Origin of the sequence: Pseudomonas sp. REP124 (assembly GCF_020164475.1) — a bacterium.
Lineage (GTDB): Bacteria > Pseudomonadota > Gammaproteobacteria > Pseudomonadales > Pseudomonadaceae > Aquipseudomonas.
The window spans coordinates 1-17,474 of record NZ_JAIQWX010000132.1 but is presented as its reverse complement, the minus strand read 5'-3'; the positions used below and the strand labels follow the sequence as shown (position 1 = coordinate 17,474).

The following is a 17,474-nucleotide window of genomic DNA, read 5'->3' as shown; positions in this document are numbered from 1 at the left end:
AGTCCAACGGGGGCAAGCCCCCTCGCCACAGGTATGTGCCGGACTTAACTGACTGAGTACCCTTTTCAGTAGCAAATGTTCAAACAAACAACTTCAACAACAACGTCGCCAATATCACCGTCGAAGCCCCACCAATCCGTGTCGAGATCTGCGCAAACGGCATCAGCGACATGCGGTTTGACGCCGACAGAATCGCCACATCCCCGGTCCCGCCCAAGCCGCTGTGGCAGCAGGTCACGATGGCCGATTCGATCGGGTACATCTTCATCAAATTGCCAATGAAAAAACCGGCAACCGTCATCGACACCACCACCGACACGCAGACCAGCACATAGCCCACCGAGAACACTTTCACCACGCTGTCCAGCGGCACGTAGAGCATGCCCAGGCCGATCATCACGGGCCATATGAACGCCGAGGACACCAGTTTGTAGAAGGTGTTGGCGCCTTTTTCGAGTTTCTCCGGCAGCAGGCGAGCGTACTTAAACAGCACGGCGGCGAGGATCATCATCACCGGGCCGGGGATGCCGACGACTTTTTCCAGCAGGCCGCCGAGCACGAAGAAGGCGCAGATCACCAGCACGCCGGCGCCCATGACGCGAAAGTCGACGACGGAGCCGGTGTCTTCCTTGACCTTGAATTTGTCGTTCTCGGCCCGGGCGCGGATCAGCGAGCCTTCGCCGTTGATGTCCGGACGTTTGAGGGCCAGGCGAGCCAGGTAGCCGGCGCAGATGATCGCGGCGATGTTGCCGACCACCGCGGCAGGCGCCAGTTGTGCGACGTAGATATCCGGAGTGCCGCCGAGGATCGCCGAGTAGGCCAGCGACAGCGGCAGAATCCCTTCGCCGATCCCGCCGCCGATGATCGGCACGATGATGAAAAAGAACGTGTGGTGAAAGCTGTAGCCCACCAGTTTGCCGACGATCAGCCCGCTGGCGACTGCGGCCAGGGTGCCGACCAGCAGCGGAATGAACATGCGCAACATGCCCTGGACCAGGATGAAGCGGCTCATGCCCAGAATGCTGCCGACCACCAGGCTTGCGATCACGAAGTAGAGGAAGTTGGCTTCTTTCATCAGCATCTTGGTGGCGTCGATCGTGGCCGGGCCGAAGAAGCCGTAGAACACCAGGATCGAGGGCAGCATCAGGCACAGAATGGCGCCGCCGCCGATCTCCTTGAGTACCGGCAGGCGCGAACCCATTTGGCCGAAAAACACGCCCATGGTCATGATGACGGCCAGGCCACCGATCATGTTTTTCGGCAGGAAGCCAAGGTGGGCGGAGAGGTAAACAATCAGTGCGATGCCCAGGAACACCGGCAGCGGGATGACGCCGATTTCATAGCTGCGCAGGCGTTGCACAAGCCCGACGGCGGGGATTTTCAGGGATGGTTCGATGGACTCATTCATGTCGCGACTTCCTCATGTTTGTTGTTATCGAGGATTCAAAAAAATCTACGGTTTACGCCTTGCCTTTCTGTAGGAGCGAGCTTGCTCGCGATGGAGACACAGGCACCGCTGGCATCCAGACAGCCCGCGTCATCGTTGACGACCATCGCGAGCGTGCTTGCTCCTACAGGGGAAAGCGCTGTGTTCGGGATGAATGCTATCCTTCGCGAATTTCGTGATAAACAGCGGAGCCATGAGGCGTATGAACACGAATCGTGATCAATTTCCCTTGCCTGAAGACCTCAAGGTGTTTCTCACCGTCGTGCGCAAGAACGGTTTTGCCAGCGCCGCCGAAGAGCTGGGGTACTCGCCGGCGTACATCAGCAAGCGCATTTCCGTGCTGGAAACCACGTTGTCGACGCGCCTGCTGCATCGCACCACACGACGCATTGCCCTGACCGATGACGGCGAACGGGTGCGGGTGTGGGCGGAAAAACTGTTGGGGGATTTCGACGATTTCGTCGGTGAAATCGCCGAGGCCCGCCAGCAGCCCATGGGCTCGCTGCACATCTGCAGCAGCTTCGGTTTCGGCCGCAACCATGTTGCGCCGGCCATCTGCAAACTGTCGCAGACCTACCCGAAACTGGAGATCCGCCTGGACGTGTTCGATCGCGTGGTCGATATCGTTGGCGAGGGTTTTGACCTTGAGATTCGCGTCGGCGACGACCTGCCCGGGCAGCATCTGGGGCGCAAGCTGGTGAGCAATCGACGGGTACTGTGCGCAACGCCGGAGTACCTGGAAAGGCGGGGGATGCCGCGATCGCTGGACGACCTGAAGAACCACGATTGCCTGGTGCTCAAGGAGCGCAACAATGCGTTCGGCGTGTGGAACCTGACGCGCGACGGCCAGGAAGAATCGGTGCGGGTCAGCGGCCCGCTGTCATCCAACAGCGGCGAGATCGTTCTGGAATGGGCGTTGAGCGGCGGCGGGATTCTGTTGCGCTCGATGTGGGACGTCAAACCGATGCTGGAGCAGGGCCGACTGGTGCAGGTGCTGCACGATTACACCCAGAGCGCCAACGTGTGGGCGGTGTACCCGACGCGGTTGAGTCAGTCGGCGAAATTGCGGGTGTGTGTGGAGTTTCTGGAGGCGTACTTCCGCGATCTCTCGGTCGAATAACGAACCCCTGTAGGAGCGAGCATGCTCGCGATGGTCGTCAACGATGACGCGGGCTGTCTGGATGCCAGCGGTGTCTGGGCCACCATCGCGAGCATGCTCGCTCCTACAGGGGGATCGCGTCATGCCAGCCAGGGATTCTGCGCCAGATGCCGCGCCTCGAACCTGCGAATCTGCTCCGCCCTCTGCAAGGTGGTGCCAATTGCATCGAGCCCCAGCAGCAGCGACTGCTTGCGCAGCTGATCGATCTCGAAGCGGATCACGCTGCCATCGGCCAGCGCCAGGGTCTGCTCCGGCAGATTCACGCTGATCCCTGCCGTCTCCGGCCGGCTTACAACCTCCGCCACCCGCTTCAACTCAAGCTCATCGAGCTGAATCGCCAACACCCCGTTGCGCTGGCAGTTATCAAAGAAAATCCCCGCGAAACTGCTGCCGATCAGCGCTCTGATGCCGACCTGCTTGAGCCCCCAGACCGCATGTTCGCGGCTCGATCCGCAGCCGAAGTTGGGGCCCACCACCAGGAACGCGGCGTCCGTCCATGCCGGCTGATTGAGGATGAAGGCCGGGTTGGCTTCACCTGACGGCAGGAATCGCAGGTCGAAAAACAGCCCCCGATCCAGCCCCTGGCGATCGATACCCTTGAGAAATTGCTTGGGCATGATCACATCAGTGTCGATGTTGGCTGCCAGCAGTGGCGCGGCGCTGCCGCTGACCGTAGTGAAAGGTTGCATGCTTCAAGCCTCCAGAGCGAATGTGCGGACGTCGGTCAAATGCCCGGTGATCGCGGCGGCCGCGACCATGGCCGGGCTCATCAGGTGAGTGCGCGCCCCGGCGCCCTGACGGCCTTCAAAGTTACGATTGGTGCTGGAGGCGCAACGGTCGCCGGGGGCGAGCACGTCGTCGTTCATTGCCAGGCACATCGAGCAGCCCGATTGCCGCCATTCGAAACCGGCCTCCAGGAATATCTGCGCCAGCCCCTCGCGTTCCGCCTGTTGACGCACGAGCGTAGAGCCCGGAACGATCATCGCCCGCACATGGGCGGCCACCTGTTTGCCGCGCACCACCTGGGCGACATCCCGCAGGTCTTCGATACGCGCGTTGGTGCAGGAGCCGATGAAGGCGTGGCTGATCACCACGTCGCTGAGCGGCATGCCGGGCTCCAGGCCCATGTAATCGAGGGCCCGTTGCATGCCCTGACGCAATATCAGGTCCGGCTCGTCGGCGGGATTCGGCACGTGACCGCCCACCGGCGCGGCCTGATCGGGGCTGGTGCCCCAGGTGACCATGGGCTCCAGGGTGCTCACATCCAGGCGGACTTCGCGGTCGAAGAGGGCGCCTTCATCGCTGTGCAGCGTTGCCCACTGGATCAGCGCCTGCTCCCAGCGCTCACCTTGTGGCGCCCGTGGCTTGTCCTGCAGATAGGCGAAGACTTTTTCGTCCGGCGCCATGAACGCGCCCCGGGCCCCGGCCTCGACGGCCATGTTGCAGATGGTCATGCGCGCTTCGACGCTCAGGTCGCCGATGGCCGGGCCGGCAAATTCAATCGCGTAACCGGTGGCGCCCGAGGCACCGATGGTCTCGATCAGCGCCATGATGATGTCCTTGGACTTCACGCCTGCGCCCAGCACGCCATCGACCGTCACGCGCATGGTTTTCAGGCGTTTGTAGACCAGGGTTTGCGACGCCAGCAGGTGCTCGATTTCCGAGGTGCCGATGCCGAAGCCGAAAGCCCCCAGCGCGCCGTAGGTGGTGGTGTGGCTGTCGCCGGCCGCGACCACCATGCCCGGCAAAATGAAGCCTTGTTCCGGGGCGACCACGTGTTCGATCCCCTGGCGCTTGTCCAGCACGTCGAACAGTTCGATGCCGAAATCCCGGCAATTCTCTGAGAAGTACGACACCTGCCGCGCGCCGCCGGCATCGGGCATGGTGGCGATGCGATTGGGCGCGGTCGGGTTCACATGGTCGACCACCGCCAGCGTCGCCGCCGGCCGCCAGACCGTGCGCCCGGCTTCGCGCAGGCCGCTGAAGGCTTGCGGGCTGGTGTATTCGTTGGCCACCTGGCGATCGATGTACAACAGCACATGGCCCTGATCGTCGAGTTCGCAAACGGTGTGGCTGTCGATGTGCTTCTGATATAGCGTTCTTGGGCGGGTCATGGAGTGGACCTTTGTTTTGGCGAGATCACGGAAACATGGTCATAGCTTATTCGTCGCAAAACCTGCATCAAGCGCCATAAAGTGATCGCTTTGCGCACGTAATGTGAATAATTGCTCGGGGATACGGTGCACGGCACACCGTATGGCATCGTTCGATTGCCATCGGCCTTCAACTTGCGTAAACAGCCCAGCTGTCGAACACTTTCCGATACAGATTCAGGTTGTCATGGGTAAGGAGTGACAGTGAGCAAGGCGTTCAATCACAGGGTCGTAAGTACGACGAAGCGAGGCGTGCGTTGGTAGAGCGACGTCAGTTCAGCGGTGGCATGAAGGGCAAGAACCTGCGCTACCTCAATGAGCATGAAGGCCAATCGGTGCGGGCCCGGGCCGGGTTTTTGCTGCTGGAGCATTTTTCCTTGCCGGCGTTTACCCAGGCGCTGGATACGATCGTCACGGCCAACCTGCTGCGGCCGGAGCTGTTTTCCACCAAGACCTTCGGTTTGGCCGAAGGGGAAGTGATCAGCGATCTGGGGCTGGTGATTCGGCCTGATGCGCGCCTGAGTCATGCCGAGATTCAGGAGCTGGAATTGCTGGTGGTGTGTGGCGGCTATCGCACGGCGCTCAAGGCTGATGAGGCGTTGATCAATCTTTTGCATGACGCGGCCGAACAGGGCGTGACCCTGGCCGGGGTGTGGAATGGCGCGTGGTTCCTTGGGCGCGCCGGTTTGCTCGACGGCTATCGTTGCGCGATTCACCCCGAGCACCGCCCGGCGCTGGCGGAAATCGCCAAGATGACCCAGGTCACCAGCGAAGCCTATGTGGTGGATCGGGACCGCATGACCGCGTCCAGCCCGAACGGCACGTTCTATATGGCGCTGGAGTGGATTCGCGGGCTGCACGACAAAGCGTTGACTGATGGCATCGAGGATATTCTGGCGTTCGAGGCGTCGCGTTATCGGCGTATCAAGCCGTCGTTGAATGCGTCGGTTTGCGGGCCGTTGCGCGAGGTGGTGAACCTGATGGACGCCAACCTCGAAGAGCCGCTGGAGATGGAGGCGCTTTGCGAGTATGCGGGGCGTTCGCGGCGGCAGATCGAGCGGCTGTTCAAGGAGCAGCTGGGGACCACGCCGCAGCGCTATTACATGGATTTGCGCATCACCGAAGCGCGGCGGTTGCTGCAGCACACGACCTTGAGCATCGTCGAGGTGTCGGTGGCGTGTGGGTTCGTGTCGCCGAGCCATTTCAGCAAGTGCTACAGCTCGTATTTCGGGTATCGGCCGTCGAAGGAGACGCGGTTGGTCAAATAGACCATCACCACCGCCTGACCCTGTAGGAGCGAGCTTGCTCGCGATGGAGGCCCAGTCACCGCTGGCATTCAGACAGCCCGCGTTATCGTTGACCACCATCGCGAGCAAGCTCGCTCCTACAGTTGTGGGACGGTGGTTAGCGCATCCGTCGTTTGATGATATCCAGCACATCACACCCATCACGCAACGGTATGGCGCACAGCAGCGCAAAGTCGCTGAGGATGAAGGATTCACACTCGATCGAGCCGCGCATGGACAGGTTTTCCAGTACCTCGACGACCGCGCGGATGCGGTAGTTGGCGGCTTCCAACAGGATGTCGAGCGGGACGTGGGTGTCGATGAAGAAGGTAGGCATGTCGCTGCAATTGCCGGTCATGGCCATGTAGCGGTTGCCCGGTGGAGGCAATGGTTTTTCGTAGGGTGGATCGGGGTGAAGTTTTGACATGGTTGAAAGTCCTTAGGTGAGCAATCGAAGCTGCCAACGGCCTTTCCTACGGGCTTGGGTGGCAGCCGTGCGCGGGAGTAGGAAACTGAGAACTCACCAACTCAGCCACGTCGAAACGTGTCCCGCGCACAGCCGCCGTAAAACGGAGCTGATAAGCGGTAAGTTGTGAGGGTTTCCTACGCCCTGTCTCCGCTTTCGCGGCGACGGAGAAAAGCCTATCCCGCCAACCCAACGCCCACCAGTTCATGCAAATCGCCGCAGTTCGAAGGAAATCTCCGAGGACTTTGCCCCGAAATTTCGCAGGTCCTACAGCGTGTCCTACGCCAGGGATGCCGAAACACCCGAGGGCCGGGATTCTGCCCCAGAGTGACGGGGCAAACCATGGGTGTAGGAAAAACAGAAATGTCCTACGCCTACCGAGGCGAAAATCCTCACCAACCCACTGTAGGAGCGAGGCTTGCCCGCGAAGAGGCCGGCACATCCAACATCGATGTCGACTGACACTCCGTCTTCGCGGGCAAGCCTCGCTCCTACAGGGTTGAGCTACCCGTTATTCCTCACTTCGCCCCAAACACCATCGTCCAGTAAACCCCTTCATCGCTACGCGCCTCGGTCGCATACCCGGCACCCACCTGGGTAAACATCGGGTTCATCAAATTCGCACAATGCCCGGGACTCGCCAGCCACCCGGCCATCGCCTTGCTCGGCGAACCCTGACCCGCCGCAATGTTTTCCCCAATCTGCCGCCCCCGATAACCCGCGGCCCGCGCCCGATCAGCCGCGGTGTCGCCATCCGGGTCCTGGTGCGCAAAGTAATTCCCGTAGGCCATCGCCTTGCTATGACCCTGTGCCGCCGCCCCAAGGTTGGCGTTCCAGGCCAGCGGCCGGGCGGCGGCAAAACGCCGACTACCGCACATGCGCGGTTTGGCCCGTGCGGCGTTGACCTGAGCCAGCAGACTCTTTCCGACCGAGCGGCTGTCCGCCATCTGACTGTCCAGCACCGGCCTCGCCAGCACAACCTGCCATTCGCCCCGGCTGCGACTGACACCAACATCGCTGTACTGGCTGTCGAGCAAGGCCGAGCAGTGTTCATCGGCCAGCATCTCGAACGCCTCTTCGGCATCCCGCGCGCCAACCACGCGAATACTGCGAACCGCCACCGCCTGATAGCCCGAGTCCTTGAGTCGCTCGCGCATCCCGCCGCTGTAACCCACCGGCAAGGCCAGGCTGGATTTGAGCGTCAGGGGCGACAAACGTTGAGCGGGGCGGCGGCCACAGCCTTCAGGGTGGGCACGGAAATCGTTGATGGCGCCCACCAGTTCGCGCTCCGCGCCGGCGTGGGCGGGGGTGGCGAAGAGGGGAAGGGTGGTCAACAGGCACAGCGAAGTGAAGCGCACAGCGAGAGCGGTTTGGCGCATGGGGCGGCAACTCGGATGAGATGACAAGGGTTGGGGAGTGCGTGATCGCCGCTCTTAGACTGGCGCCCGCCAACTAGTTCAAGGGGCTGCCGGGGAGATTTGCTGGCAAGGCTGCGAATCCGACGAACGCAGTGGATTGCGCTTAATCGGACTCAGGTTCGGCTTCATCGGGCCGTAGTTTGAAACGGCAGACATGCCCGCCACGCACCATGCATTCCTCGTGTTCGACATCAGCGCCGCCCAACGTGCCGATCAGCGCCAGATCCAGCTCGCACACCACCGGATGGGCCGCAGCCAGACGGTGGAACACGCAGTTGTGGGCGACGATTTCGGCATCGCCCGATGATCGGAAGATCACCTCGGCTTCGTAACCGGCCTCGTTCATGTGCTTGACGATTTTTCCTTCATCGACCACTAGCCGTTCGCGATCCTCGGCCAGTTTGCGGCCCAGGCTGCGCATCAGTGTGGCCATGGCTTGGGGACCGATGATGTCGGCCACTTCATCGATCAGGGCGCTGGCCAGTAATTGATATTGGCGGGGGAATTGCTCTTTGGCGTGGTCGGTGAGCCGATACAGCTGCTCCGGCCGCCGCCCGGTGGGCCGGGTGTCGCCGCGCAGCACCAGGCCGTCACGCTCCAGCGCCGCCAGGTGAAGTGTCGGATCAACGGTCGGGGTTTTCGGGTGGATGTGCGGGCCTCTTCGCGGGCAAGCCCGCTCCCACAAGGTCCGGAGTTGGACGCGGAATTTGCGGTCGACTGAAGTTCACTGTGGGAGCGGGCTTGCCCGCGAAGAGGCCGGTACATCCAACATCGATGTTGTCTGACACACCGCCTTCGCGAGCAAGCCCGCTCCCACAGGTTTCTGTGGTGCATTTCAATATCGCTTTGTCCCTTTAAGATCCGATGCTGTCTGCTATTGATCTTTGAATCCCCCGGATTCTCTCTAGTATCGCCACCTGAGTGCACACGCTCACTCCCAATAAAAATAAAAGAGAATCCCCATGCGATATCGCCCCCTGATCAAGTCCCAGGCTGTTTCGACGTCTTTGAAATTTGCCGTGCTAAGCACATCGCTAACTTGTCTGCCGTCTTTCGCCGACGGCATCTTCGAGGATGCCCACGTCACCGCAAACCTGCGCAACTACTACATCAACCGCAACTTCACCGAGAGCGCTTATCCGCAAGCCAAGGCCGAGGAGTGGACGCAAAGCGTGATCATGGATGCCCGTTCCGGGTTTACCTCGGGCACGGTCGGGTTCGGCGTGGATGCGTTGGGTCTGTATTCGCAGAAACTCGACGGCGGTAAAGGCACGACCAATACGCAACTGTTGCCGGTTCACGACGACGGTCGGCCAGCGGACGATTTCGGGCGTCTGGCGGTGGCTGCAAAGGTGCGCCTTGCCAAGACACAGGCGAAGATCGGTGAATGGGTGGTCAGCCTGCCGGTGGTCCGTTCCGATGATGGTCGATCATTGCCGCAAACCTTTCGCGGCGCGCAGATCACCTCAAAAGACCTGGATAACTTCACTTTCTATGGCGGTCAGCTGCGCGGTAACAGCCCGCGCAATGACGCGAGCATGGAACGGATGTCGATGTTCAATCGTCCGGGCATCACCTCCGACCGTTTCAATTTTTCCGGTGTGGAATATGCCTTCAATGACAACCAGAGCCAGGTCGGCGCCTGGTATGCGCAACTGGAGGACATATACCACCAGCGCTATTTCAACTTCACCCATAGCCAGAAGCTCGGTGATTGGCTGTTAGGGGCCAACCTTGGATTCTTCAGTGGTGAGGACGACGGCAAACAGCTGGCCGGTGAGCTGGATAACAAAACCTGGTCGGCACTGCTGTCTGCCCGCTATCTGGGCAACACGTTTTATCTGGGCCTGCAAAAGGTCGATGGCGATAACTGGATGCGCCTGAACGGAACCAGCGGCGCGACCCTGGCCAACGACAGTTTCAGCAACAGTTATGACTTTGCCGACGAGCGTTCCTGGCAACTGCGTCACGATTTTGATTTTGTCGCACTGGGCGTTCCTGGCCTGACTCTGATGAACCGCTACATCAAAGGATCGAACGTTCATTCCGGTGCAGTCACCGATGGCAAGGAGTGGGGGCGCGAGTCGGAACTGACCTATGTGATCCAGAGCGGCACCTTGAAGAACCTTTCCTTGCGCTGGCGTAACTCTGTCATCAAGCGCGACTTCAACCTGGCGGATTTCAACGAAAACCGCCTCATCATCAGTTACCCGCTTTCAATCCTGTAATCCGTGTGAAACCGCCAGGGCCGAAGCCGCGCTTCAGCTCTGGCGGTAGTCCTTGGTGGTTTTTCCGGTCCAGCGCTTGAACGCCCGGCGAAAATTCGTCGGCTCGGAAAAGCCCAGCAGCAGGGCGATATCGTCGGTGCTCATGATCGTGGTCCTGAGGTATTCGATGGCCAGCGAACAGCGCACATCGTCGGTAATGGCCACGAACGAAGTGTCTTCGTCCTGAAGCTTGCGCCGCAGGCTGCGGGTGGTCATATGCAGCTTTTCGGCGACGGTCTTCATGCTCGGAAACTCACCGGGCGTCTGCATCATCATCTGGTACACCTCGCCGGAAATCCCGGTCGACACCTTGGCCTGGCCGATCAGGCGGTCGCAGGTTTCCTGCAGTACGGTGGCGGTCAGGCGGTGAGCCAGATGGGGTTTCTGGTCGAGGATCGAGCTGTCGTAATGCAACTCGCACTGATCGTGATCGAAGACGCACGGGCAACCCAGGTATTGCTCGTAGATCTCGGCGTGAGCCGGTGCAGGGTAGGAGAAACAGGCTTTGGTCGGCGGGCAACTTTTGCCGAAGACATCCTGCAGGTGGGTGACGTGCTGGGTGAATTGCTGCTCGATAAGGAACTGCTTGATCTCGCGGGATGGACTCGGATTGGAGGCGTCCGGAAACGTCCACACGGCCTCGTCTTCGTATTCATGCCATTCGATGGTCAGGGTCGGTGTGGCCAACGAGTGGTACTTCACGCCCAACCGGAAGTAATCGCGCAGCGACAGGCACGACATCAGCGCGTAGCCATACATGCCATAGGCCGACAGGTGCAGGCGCGAGCCAGTCTTGAACGGGGTCGCGGGGTCTTTGGAGAGGGACAGTGCGTTGCCGCAAACCGTCGCGTATTGCCGCACCGATGTCAGCGCAGTGGCGTCGTAGATGCTGTCCTCAGCGACGCCGCTGCCTTTGAGGCTGTCGGCGGGTGCAATGCCCTGTTCGCTGAGGACCTCCACCAGCGCGGCGATTTTATAGGGGGCGTAGATGCGGTCGTTGAACAGGGGCGTTTTCGGCGGCATGGGTGACTCCCTCGACTGTCCCTTAAGGATCTATAGGTGTCCGTTAATGATCTTACCGGCGGAGTGGAAATTCAATAAGCTTGTTTCCACACGCAGAAGCCGCGAATCACGTCGATCTTCTTCGCCCCTGCGCAATCCAATAACAAGACAGGACCCTCCATGAGTCAGCCGAGCCGCAAAGTCATCATTTCCTGCGCAGTCACAGGTGCGACGCACACACCGTCGATGTCCGAATACCTGCCGCTGACCCCGGCGCAAATCCAGGAACAATCGATTGAAGCGGCCGAAGCCGGCGCGGCGATCCTGCACCTGCACGCCCGCGACCCCGAGGATGGCCGTCCGACCCCGGATCCGGCAGTCTTCAGCCAGTTCGTCCCGGCCATCACCCAAGCCACTGATGCGATCATCAACATCACCACCGGCGGCAGCACCCGCATGACCCTGGCCCAGCGCCTCGCCTATCCACTGCTGGCCAAACCGGAGCTGTGTTCGCTGAACATGGGCTCGATGAATTTTTCCATCCACCCGATCGCCAGCAAGATCTCCAGCTGGCGTCATGACTGGGAAAAGGATCACATCGAAGGCATGGAAGACGTGGTGTTCAAGAACACCTTCAAGGACATCCGCGAGATCATGCTGGAGTTGGGCGAGTACGGCACCCGTTTCGAATTCGAGTGTTATGACGTCGGCCATTTGTACAACCTGGCGTATTTCGTCGAACAGGGACTGGTCAAGCCGCCGCTGTTCATCCAGTCCTGCTTCGGCATCCTCGGCGGCCTGGGGGCGGATCCGGAAAACCTGTCGATCATGCGTGCCACCGCCGACCGGTTGTTCGGGCGGCACAACTATGAATTCTCCATCCTCGGCGCCGGGCGGCATCAGCTTTCGTTCGTGACCATGGGCGCGATCATGGGCGGCAACGTACGCGTCGGGCTGGAAGACAGCATCTACCTGGCCAAGGGCGTGAAAGCCAGGACCAACGCCGAACAGGTGCGTAAAGTGCGCCACATCCTTGAAGAGCTTTCCTACGAAATTGCCACGCCCGATGAAGCCCGACAGATGCTCGGCCTCAAGGGCAGACATCAGGTTCACCTGTAACTGCGCTGCCCGAACCCACCAGAAAAATAACAAAAAGAGGTTGCACCATGACGATCATGCTCAGCACCGCCGAGACCCATTGGCTGGCCACACGGCGAGCGATGACCCGACTCATTCCGCTGATGTGCGCCATTTACTTCATGTCCTACCTGGACCGCACCAACGTTGCATTGGCCAAGGCGGCGCTGAACGCCGATCTGGGCATCAGCGCAGCCGCCTATGGGCTGGGTGCGGGAATATTCTTTCTCGGCTATGCGCTGCTTGAGGTGCCCAGCAATCTGTTGGCGCACCGCATCGGGCCACGCCGCTGGATCGCACGAATCGCCGTGACCTGGGGCACCCTGTCCTCGGCCATGATGTTCGTTCAGGGCGAGTGGTCGTTCTACCTGCTGCGGGTCCTGCTGGGCATCGCCGAGGCGGGGCTGTTTCCCGCGCTGATGTACATGGTGACCCTGTGGTTCGCGCCCAAGGATCGTGCCATCGCCATTGGCTGGATTTACCTGGCGCCGGCACTGGCGCTGGTCATGGGTAACCCGATCGGCGGCGCACTGATGAAGATGGACGGCATCGGCGGCCTGCACGGCTGGCAGTGGATGTTCCTGCTCGAAGGCCTGCCAAGCATCATTGTCGGTGTGATTCTGTGGTTCAAATTGCCGGAGCGTCCCCGGGATGCGCGCTGGCTGACCAAGGCCGAGGCCGACTCGCTGGAGGCCCATGCGCTGCTGCCCGGCCATGCCGACTCCCATGAGTATTCCGGTCACTGGGGCAAGGCACTGAAGCGTCCGACCACAATCCTGATCGGCCTGATCTATTTCCTGAACCAGGTGGCGTTCGTCGGACTGGTGTTCTTTACCCCATCGATCATCCAGCAGATGCAGATCACCTCGCCGCTCACTGTGGGTCTGCTGTCCAGCAGTGTCGGTTTCGGCTTTCTGGTCGGGGTGCTGGTGCTGCCGAGGATCCATCGCAAAATCGCCCGGGACTGCTACTGCCTTGGGCTGTTCACCGTCGGGCTGATCGCCAGCTCCCTGGCTTTTACGCTTATCAGCGATGCGGCGGTGCGAATCGCGTTGTTCACCGCCACGGCGTTCTTCGCTGGCGGGGTGTTGCCGATTTACTGGGCCATCGCCATGAAACGCCTGCAAGGGATTCAAGCGGCGGCAGGGCTTGCGTTCATCAACACCATTGGCTTGCTGGGCGGGTTTGCCGGGCCTTACCTGTTTGGCCTGGTTGAAAACGCCACTGGCTTGAGCTCGTCGGGTTTCTACGTGATCGTGTCCGCCGCTGTGCTGGGGTTGCTGCTGGTACCGTTGCTGGCCAGAGCGATCGACAACGAGCCGGGCCCGCAGTTGGTTGCAGAATAAGAGGAGAGCGTCATGAAAATTGTGGATTTGCTGACACCGCCGCCGGGTCTGAAGGTGGTCATCACCGGAGGCGCCGCGGGCATCGGCGCGGTTATCGCCAAGGCGTTCCATGAGGTGGGTGCGCAGGTTTACATCTGCGATATCAATGCCGCTGCCGTCGACCGCATGAAGCTGGAATTCCCTGGCATGCACGGCGGGGTGGTGGATGTCGGGATCAAGCAGCATGTCGACCGGATCATGGATGAAGCGATTTCGCTGCTCGGTGGGTTGGACATCCTGGTCAACAATGCCGGCATTGCCGGACCGACCGGGAACATCGAGGAACTGGATGCGGATGCGTGGGAACAGACCATTTCCACCAACCTCAACAGCCAGTACTACTTCCTGAGCAAAGCGGTGCCGCACCTGAAACAGTCGGGGCACAATCCGCACATCATCGCCATGTCTTCAGTCGCCGGGCGCCTGGGTTATCCGTACCGAACGCCTTACGCGTCCACCAAATGGGCCATCGTCGGGATGATGAAGTCACTCGCCAACGAACTGGGGCCCCACAACATCCGGGTCAATGCAATCCTGCCGGGTGTGGTGGCGGGGGAGCGCATGGATCGGGTGATCGATGCGCGCGCCAAGGCGCTGGACATCAGCTTTGAATCGATGCGCGATCAGTACCTGGAAAAGATCTCGCTGCGGCGGATGGTGACGATGGAGGATGTGGCGGCGATGGCGCTGTTCCTGTCTTCGCGGGCTGCGGTAAACATCACCGGGCAGGCGATCAGCGTGGATGGCAATGTCGAGTACCTGTAGAGCTGCCTTGAATCGCCGCTGAATGTACCGGCCTCTTCGCGGGCAAGCCTTGCTCCTACGGATTTTGTGGTTGGACGCGGAATTTGCGGTCGACTGAAGTTCACTGTGGGAGCGGGCTTGCCCGCGAAGAGGCCGGCACATCCAACGTTGCCAGTCAGCCCAGCTCAAACGTGGTGACCCCAAACACCCGCTCCTGCGCGATCGCCGGGGCAGGGCCGAGGTACATGCGGGCGCAGCCGAAGACTTCCACCATGCCCTGCTGGTGCACAAGTGACATGGCGGCGGGGTTGTTTTCCGGGGCGTCGAGAAACAGCGGGCTGCCTTGGGCAAATTCCGCCAGGCGCGTGTAGAGGGCATTGGCTGCCGGGGCGTCGTCGGCGAACAGGGGGCCGATTTTGTAGCCTTCCAGGCAGCGCCTTGCTACGCCATATCCGTTCAATCTGCCCTCACGCCGGCAACCCACGGCGAGTGCATCGGGCTGGGCGATCCACCCGCGCAGAAAGGCTGCGCGCGGGGCGGGGAAGCAGGTGCGGTCATAAGCGACCACCTGATCGAAAGGGACGGAGGCTAGCGTCACAATTTCCTGATCGTCTACCGACGCGATTATTGGCCGTTCGAGGTTCTCGGCGCGAAAACGCATGTTGCGATGGGAGAAGACGAATCCTCCCTTGGCGTAGTAGTCCTGCATCGCGAAAACACCGTCCATGCCGATGCTTGCCCCAGGACGCAGACGGGCGAGGAGTCTTTCGCGGCGGGCGTGCCAGAGGGTATTGCCGAGGCCTTGACCGCGAAACTCGGGACGCACGATGAAGAAACCCATGAATCCATATTCGCCGTTGTAGGACGTGATCGCGCCACCGCCGATCAACTCACCGTCCAAAGTCGCCGCGATGAAGGCTTCAGGGTCCGCAGCCCAGAACAGCTCGGCATCGTGCAAGCCGGGATTCCAACCCTCACGAGCCGCCCAACCGACAAGCTCGTCCAGCTCGGCACGGGTCATGTTGCGGATGAGCAGCTGATTCGACACGGCGAAGTTCTCCTCAATCGCTGACCGGGCACACGGCCCGTCCCCACTCTGAACCCTTTTTCGATACTCCGCACACTCCCGGATCAAAGGTCATCGGTTGTCATGAACTGAAAAAGCGTTGTCGCCAAATGAAAAATAGGCCGCTTGCTCTCGACTTAATCTGCTCCTCAAGTTCTGCAGGGCAAGCCCTCGCTACACAGTCCTCATTGCATTACCGGAGCGTCACATTGAACAAGAAAGATAAAGATCTCTCCCAGCAAGCCGCGATGCACACGTTGAGCCTGAACCCGGCGTTCGGTCCTCGCAGCCGCGATCTGGTCGGCACCGCGCGCATGGTCCTGCGGCAAGTGTTGAAGCAGCCCGTGCACAGCGCCCGGCACATGGCTGCGTTCGGCGTTGAGCTGAAAAACGTCCTGCTCAACCGCTCGCAACTCACCCCCGCGGCGGGGGACAAGCGTTTCGACGAGAAGACCTGGCAGCGCAATCCGCTGTATCGCCGCTACATGCAGACCTACCTGGCCTGGTGTCAGGAAATGAACGACTGGATCAGCACCAGCAACCTCAGCGAACAGGACGCGCAGCGTGGCCAGTTCGTCATCGGCCTGCTGACCGAGGCGATGGCGCCGACCAACACTCCGGCCAACCCGGCCGCGATCAAGCGTTTCTTCGAGACCGGCGGCAAGAGCGTGCTGGATGGTTTCTCGCAGCTGGTCCGGGACCTGATCGACAACAACGGCATGCCCAGCCAGGTGGACAAGACCGCCTTCGAAGTCGGGCGCAATCTGGGCACCACCGACGGTGCGGTGGTGTTTCGCAATGAGGTGCTGGAACTGATCCAGTACAAACCCCGCACCGAGCAGGTCCAGGCGCGGCCGTTGCTGGTGGTGCCGCCGCAGATCAACAAGTTCTACCTGTTCGACCTGACGCCGGAGAAGAGCCTGATCCGCTATCTGCTCGACAACGGTATCCAGGCCTTCGCCATCAGCTGGCGCAACCCGGGCAAGGCGCAGCGCGAGTGGGGTTTCTCCAGCTACATCGAAGCCCTGAAAGAGGCGGTCGACGCCATCCTGGCGATCACCGGCAGCGACGACCTGAACATCTTCGGCGCCTGTTCCGGAGGCTGCACCATGTCCTCGCTGTTGGGGCATTACGCCGCGCTGGAAGAGACGAAGGTCAATGCCTTCACCCTCGCGGTCAGCATGCTCGACATCCGCCCCGACACCCAGGTCGGGCTGTTCGCCGACGAGAAAACCCTGGAGGCCGCCAAGCGCAGGTCGTATCAGGCTGGCGTGCTGGAAGGCCGCGAGCTGGCCAAGGTCTTCGCCTGGATGCGCCCCAATGACCTGATCTGGAGTTACTGGATCAACAACTACCTGCTCGGCAACGAGCCGCCGGCGTTCGATGTCCTGTACTGGAACAACGACACCACCAACCTGCCTGCCGCGCTTCATGGCGAGTTCATCGATATGTACCAGCATAACCCCTTCGCCCGCGCCGGTGCGATGGAGGTTTGCGGCACACCGATCGACCTCGCGCAGGTGACCTGCGACTTCTACTGCATCGCCGGCATGACCGACCACATCACCCCGTGGGAAGCCTGCTACCGCTCCATGCATCTGTTCGGCGGCCAGGGCGAGTTCGTGGTGTCCAACAGCGGGCACATCCAGAGCGTCCTCAACCCGCCGGGTAATCCCAAGTCGCGTTTCATGACCGGCAGCACACTGCCTGAAGAGGCTCAGGAGTGGATGGATGCGGCGACTGAACAGTCAGGTTCGTGGTGGCCGCATTGGCTGGCGTGGGTGCAGGCTCGTTCGGGGGAGCGCAAGAAGGCGCCGCGTAAATTGGGCAGTCGGGGATATGCGGCGGGAGAGGCTGCGCCGGGGACGTATGTGCATTTGCGCTGAGCCTGCAATGATCAGATAACTTGTGGTGTTTACCATTGTGGCGAGGGGGCTTGCCCCC

Annotated in this window: 15 protein-coding genes; 7 read left to right on the top strand and 8 right to left on the bottom strand. The window is 60.9% G+C overall.

The window, feature by feature from the left end; genetic code table 11:
- Positions 1-79: 79 nt before the first annotated feature.
- Positions 80-1,408 carry a 2-hydroxycarboxylate transporter family protein gene (locus K9857_RS24290; RefSeq protein WP_224540089.1) on the bottom strand — a complete coding sequence of 443 codons (1,329 nt, stop codon included), beginning with the start codon at positions 1,406-1,408 and terminating at the stop codon, positions 80-82.
- A 241-nt stretch (positions 1,409-1,649) separates the two neighbouring features.
- Here K9857_RS24290 and K9857_RS24285 point away from each other — a divergent pair, with 241 nt between their 5' ends.
- Positions 1,650-2,567 carry a LysR substrate-binding domain-containing protein gene (locus K9857_RS24285; protein ID WP_175379270.1) on the top strand — a complete coding sequence of 306 codons (918 nt, stop codon included), beginning with the start codon at positions 1,650-1,652 and terminating at the stop codon, positions 2,565-2,567.
- A 119-nt stretch (positions 2,568-2,686) separates the two neighbouring features.
- Here the strand turns inward: K9857_RS24285 and leuD are convergent, their stop codons facing one another.
- Together leuD and leuC are read right to left on the bottom strand one after the other, a co-directional pair.
- Positions 2,687-3,295: a 3-isopropylmalate dehydratase small subunit gene (leuD, locus tag K9857_RS24280; protein WP_224540087.1), complete on the bottom strand. Its 609-nt coding sequence runs from the start codon at positions 3,293-3,295 to the stop codon at positions 2,687-2,689.
- A gap of 3 nt (positions 3,296-3,298) precedes the next feature.
- Entirely contained in the window at positions 3,299-4,720 is a 1,422-nt protein-coding gene (gene leuC, locus K9857_RS24275; RefSeq protein ID WP_224540085.1) for a 3-isopropylmalate dehydratase large subunit, read from the bottom strand.
- 296 nt (positions 4,721-5,016) lie between these two features.
- On the opposite strand from leuC, the gene K9857_RS24270 reads away from it, so the two are divergent.
- On the top strand, positions 5,017-6,027 hold the full coding sequence (locus tag K9857_RS24270) for a GlxA family transcriptional regulator (RefSeq protein ID WP_224540083.1): 1,011 nt from the start codon (positions 5,017-5,019) through the stop codon (positions 6,025-6,027).
- Positions 6,028-6,163: 136 nt separating this feature from the next.
- Here the strand turns inward: K9857_RS24270 and K9857_RS24265 are convergent, their stop codons facing one another.
- From K9857_RS24265 to K9857_RS24255, 3 genes are all read right to left on the bottom strand, one after another.
- The gene (locus tag K9857_RS24265) at positions 6,164-6,472 is read right to left on the bottom strand and encodes a hypothetical protein (protein ID WP_224540081.1); all 309 of its coding nucleotides are present in this window, start codon (positions 6,470-6,472) and stop codon (positions 6,164-6,166) included.
- A 557-nt stretch (positions 6,473-7,029) separates the two neighbouring features.
- The gene (locus K9857_RS24260; RefSeq protein WP_224540079.1) at positions 7,030-7,890 is read right to left on the bottom strand and encodes a CAP domain-containing protein; all 861 of its coding nucleotides are present in this window, start codon (positions 7,888-7,890) and stop codon (positions 7,030-7,032) included.
- Positions 7,891-8,032: 142 nt separating this feature from the next.
- Positions 8,033-8,578 carry a helix-turn-helix transcriptional regulator gene (locus tag K9857_RS24255; RefSeq protein ID WP_224540091.1) on the bottom strand — a complete coding sequence of 182 codons (546 nt, stop codon included), beginning with the start codon at positions 8,576-8,578 and terminating at the stop codon, positions 8,033-8,035.
- A gap of 313 nt (positions 8,579-8,891) precedes the next feature.
- Between K9857_RS24255 and K9857_RS24250 the strand changes: the two genes are divergently transcribed.
- The gene (locus K9857_RS24250; RefSeq protein ID WP_224540077.1) at positions 8,892-10,157 is read left to right on the top strand and encodes an OprD family porin; all 1,266 of its coding nucleotides are present in this window, start codon (positions 8,892-8,894) and stop codon (positions 10,155-10,157) included.
- Between the two features lie 33 nt (positions 10,158-10,190).
- Here K9857_RS24250 and K9857_RS24245 read toward each other — a convergent pair whose 3' ends face one another.
- On the bottom strand, positions 10,191-11,219 hold the full coding sequence (locus K9857_RS24245; RefSeq protein WP_224540075.1) for an AraC family transcriptional regulator: 1,029 nt from the start codon (positions 11,217-11,219) through the stop codon (positions 10,191-10,193).
- 159 nt (positions 11,220-11,378) lie between these two features.
- Here K9857_RS24245 and K9857_RS24240 point away from each other — a divergent pair, with 159 nt between their 5' ends.
- From K9857_RS24240 to K9857_RS24230, 3 genes are read left to right on the top strand one after another with little or no spacing between them, the layout of a single operon-like run.
- Positions 11,379-12,317 carry a 3-keto-5-aminohexanoate cleavage protein gene (locus K9857_RS24240; protein ID WP_224540073.1) on the top strand — a complete coding sequence of 313 codons (939 nt, stop codon included), beginning with the start codon at positions 11,379-11,381 and terminating at the stop codon, positions 12,315-12,317.
- Positions 12,318-12,364: 47 nt separating this feature from the next.
- Positions 12,365-13,681, top strand: a complete 1,317-nt coding sequence (locus K9857_RS24235) for an MFS transporter (protein ID WP_224540071.1) — start codon at positions 12,365-12,367, stop codon at positions 13,679-13,681.
- 12 nt (positions 13,682-13,693) lie between these two features.
- Positions 13,694-14,485 (top strand): SDR family oxidoreductase, encoded by a 792-nt coding sequence (locus K9857_RS24230; RefSeq protein WP_224540069.1) that lies wholly within the window; start codon positions 13,694-13,696, stop codon positions 14,483-14,485.
- 154 nt (positions 14,486-14,639) lie between these two features.
- On the opposite strand, the gene K9857_RS24225 is transcribed toward K9857_RS24230, so the two are convergent.
- Positions 14,640-15,512, bottom strand: coding sequence for a GNAT family N-acetyltransferase (locus K9857_RS24225; RefSeq protein WP_224540067.1), 873 nt, complete (start codon positions 15,510-15,512; stop codon positions 14,640-14,642).
- A 227-nt stretch (positions 15,513-15,739) separates the two neighbouring features.
- On the opposite strand from K9857_RS24225, the gene phaC reads away from it, so the two are divergent.
- A complete protein-coding gene (gene phaC / locus K9857_RS24220; protein WP_224540065.1) occupies positions 15,740-17,416 on the top strand; it encodes a class II poly(R)-hydroxyalkanoic acid synthase in 1,677 nt (558 codons plus the stop codon).
- Positions 17,417-17,474: the final 58 nt, after the last annotated feature.

Coding starts and splice junctions, on each gene's coding strand:
- leuD (WP_224540087.1), bottom strand. CDS start 3,295: ATGCAACCTTTCACTACGGTCAGCGGCAGCGCCGCGCCACTGCTGGCA.
- K9857_RS24230 (WP_224540069.1), top strand. CDS start 13,694: ATGAAAATTGTGGATTTGCTGACACCGCCGCCGGGTCTGAAGGTGGTC.
- K9857_RS24245 (WP_224540075.1), bottom strand. CDS start 11,219: ATGCCGCCGAAAACGCCCCTGTTCAACGACCGCATCTACGCCCCCTAT.
- K9857_RS24240 (WP_224540073.1), top strand. CDS start 11,379: ATGAGTCAGCCGAGCCGCAAAGTCATCATTTCCTGCGCAGTCACAGGT.
- K9857_RS24235 (WP_224540071.1), top strand. CDS start 12,365: ATGACGATCATGCTCAGCACCGCCGAGACCCATTGGCTGGCCACACGG.
- K9857_RS24260 (WP_224540079.1), bottom strand. CDS start 7,890: ATGCGCCAAACCGCTCTCGCTGTGCGCTTCACTTCGCTGTGCCTGTTG.
- K9857_RS24285 (WP_175379270.1), top strand. CDS start 1,650: ATGAACACGAATCGTGATCAATTTCCCTTGCCTGAAGACCTCAAGGTG.
- K9857_RS24290 (WP_224540089.1), bottom strand. CDS start 1,408: ATGAATGAGTCCATCGAACCATCCCTGAAAATCCCCGCCGTCGGGCTT.
- K9857_RS24265 (WP_224540081.1), bottom strand. CDS start 6,472: ATGTCAAAACTTCACCCCGATCCACCCTACGAAAAACCATTGCCTCCA.
- leuC (WP_224540085.1), bottom strand. CDS start 4,720: ATGACCCGCCCAAGAACGCTATATCAGAAGCACATCGACAGCCACACC.
- K9857_RS24250 (WP_224540077.1), top strand. CDS start 8,892: ATGCGATATCGCCCCCTGATCAAGTCCCAGGCTGTTTCGACGTCTTTG.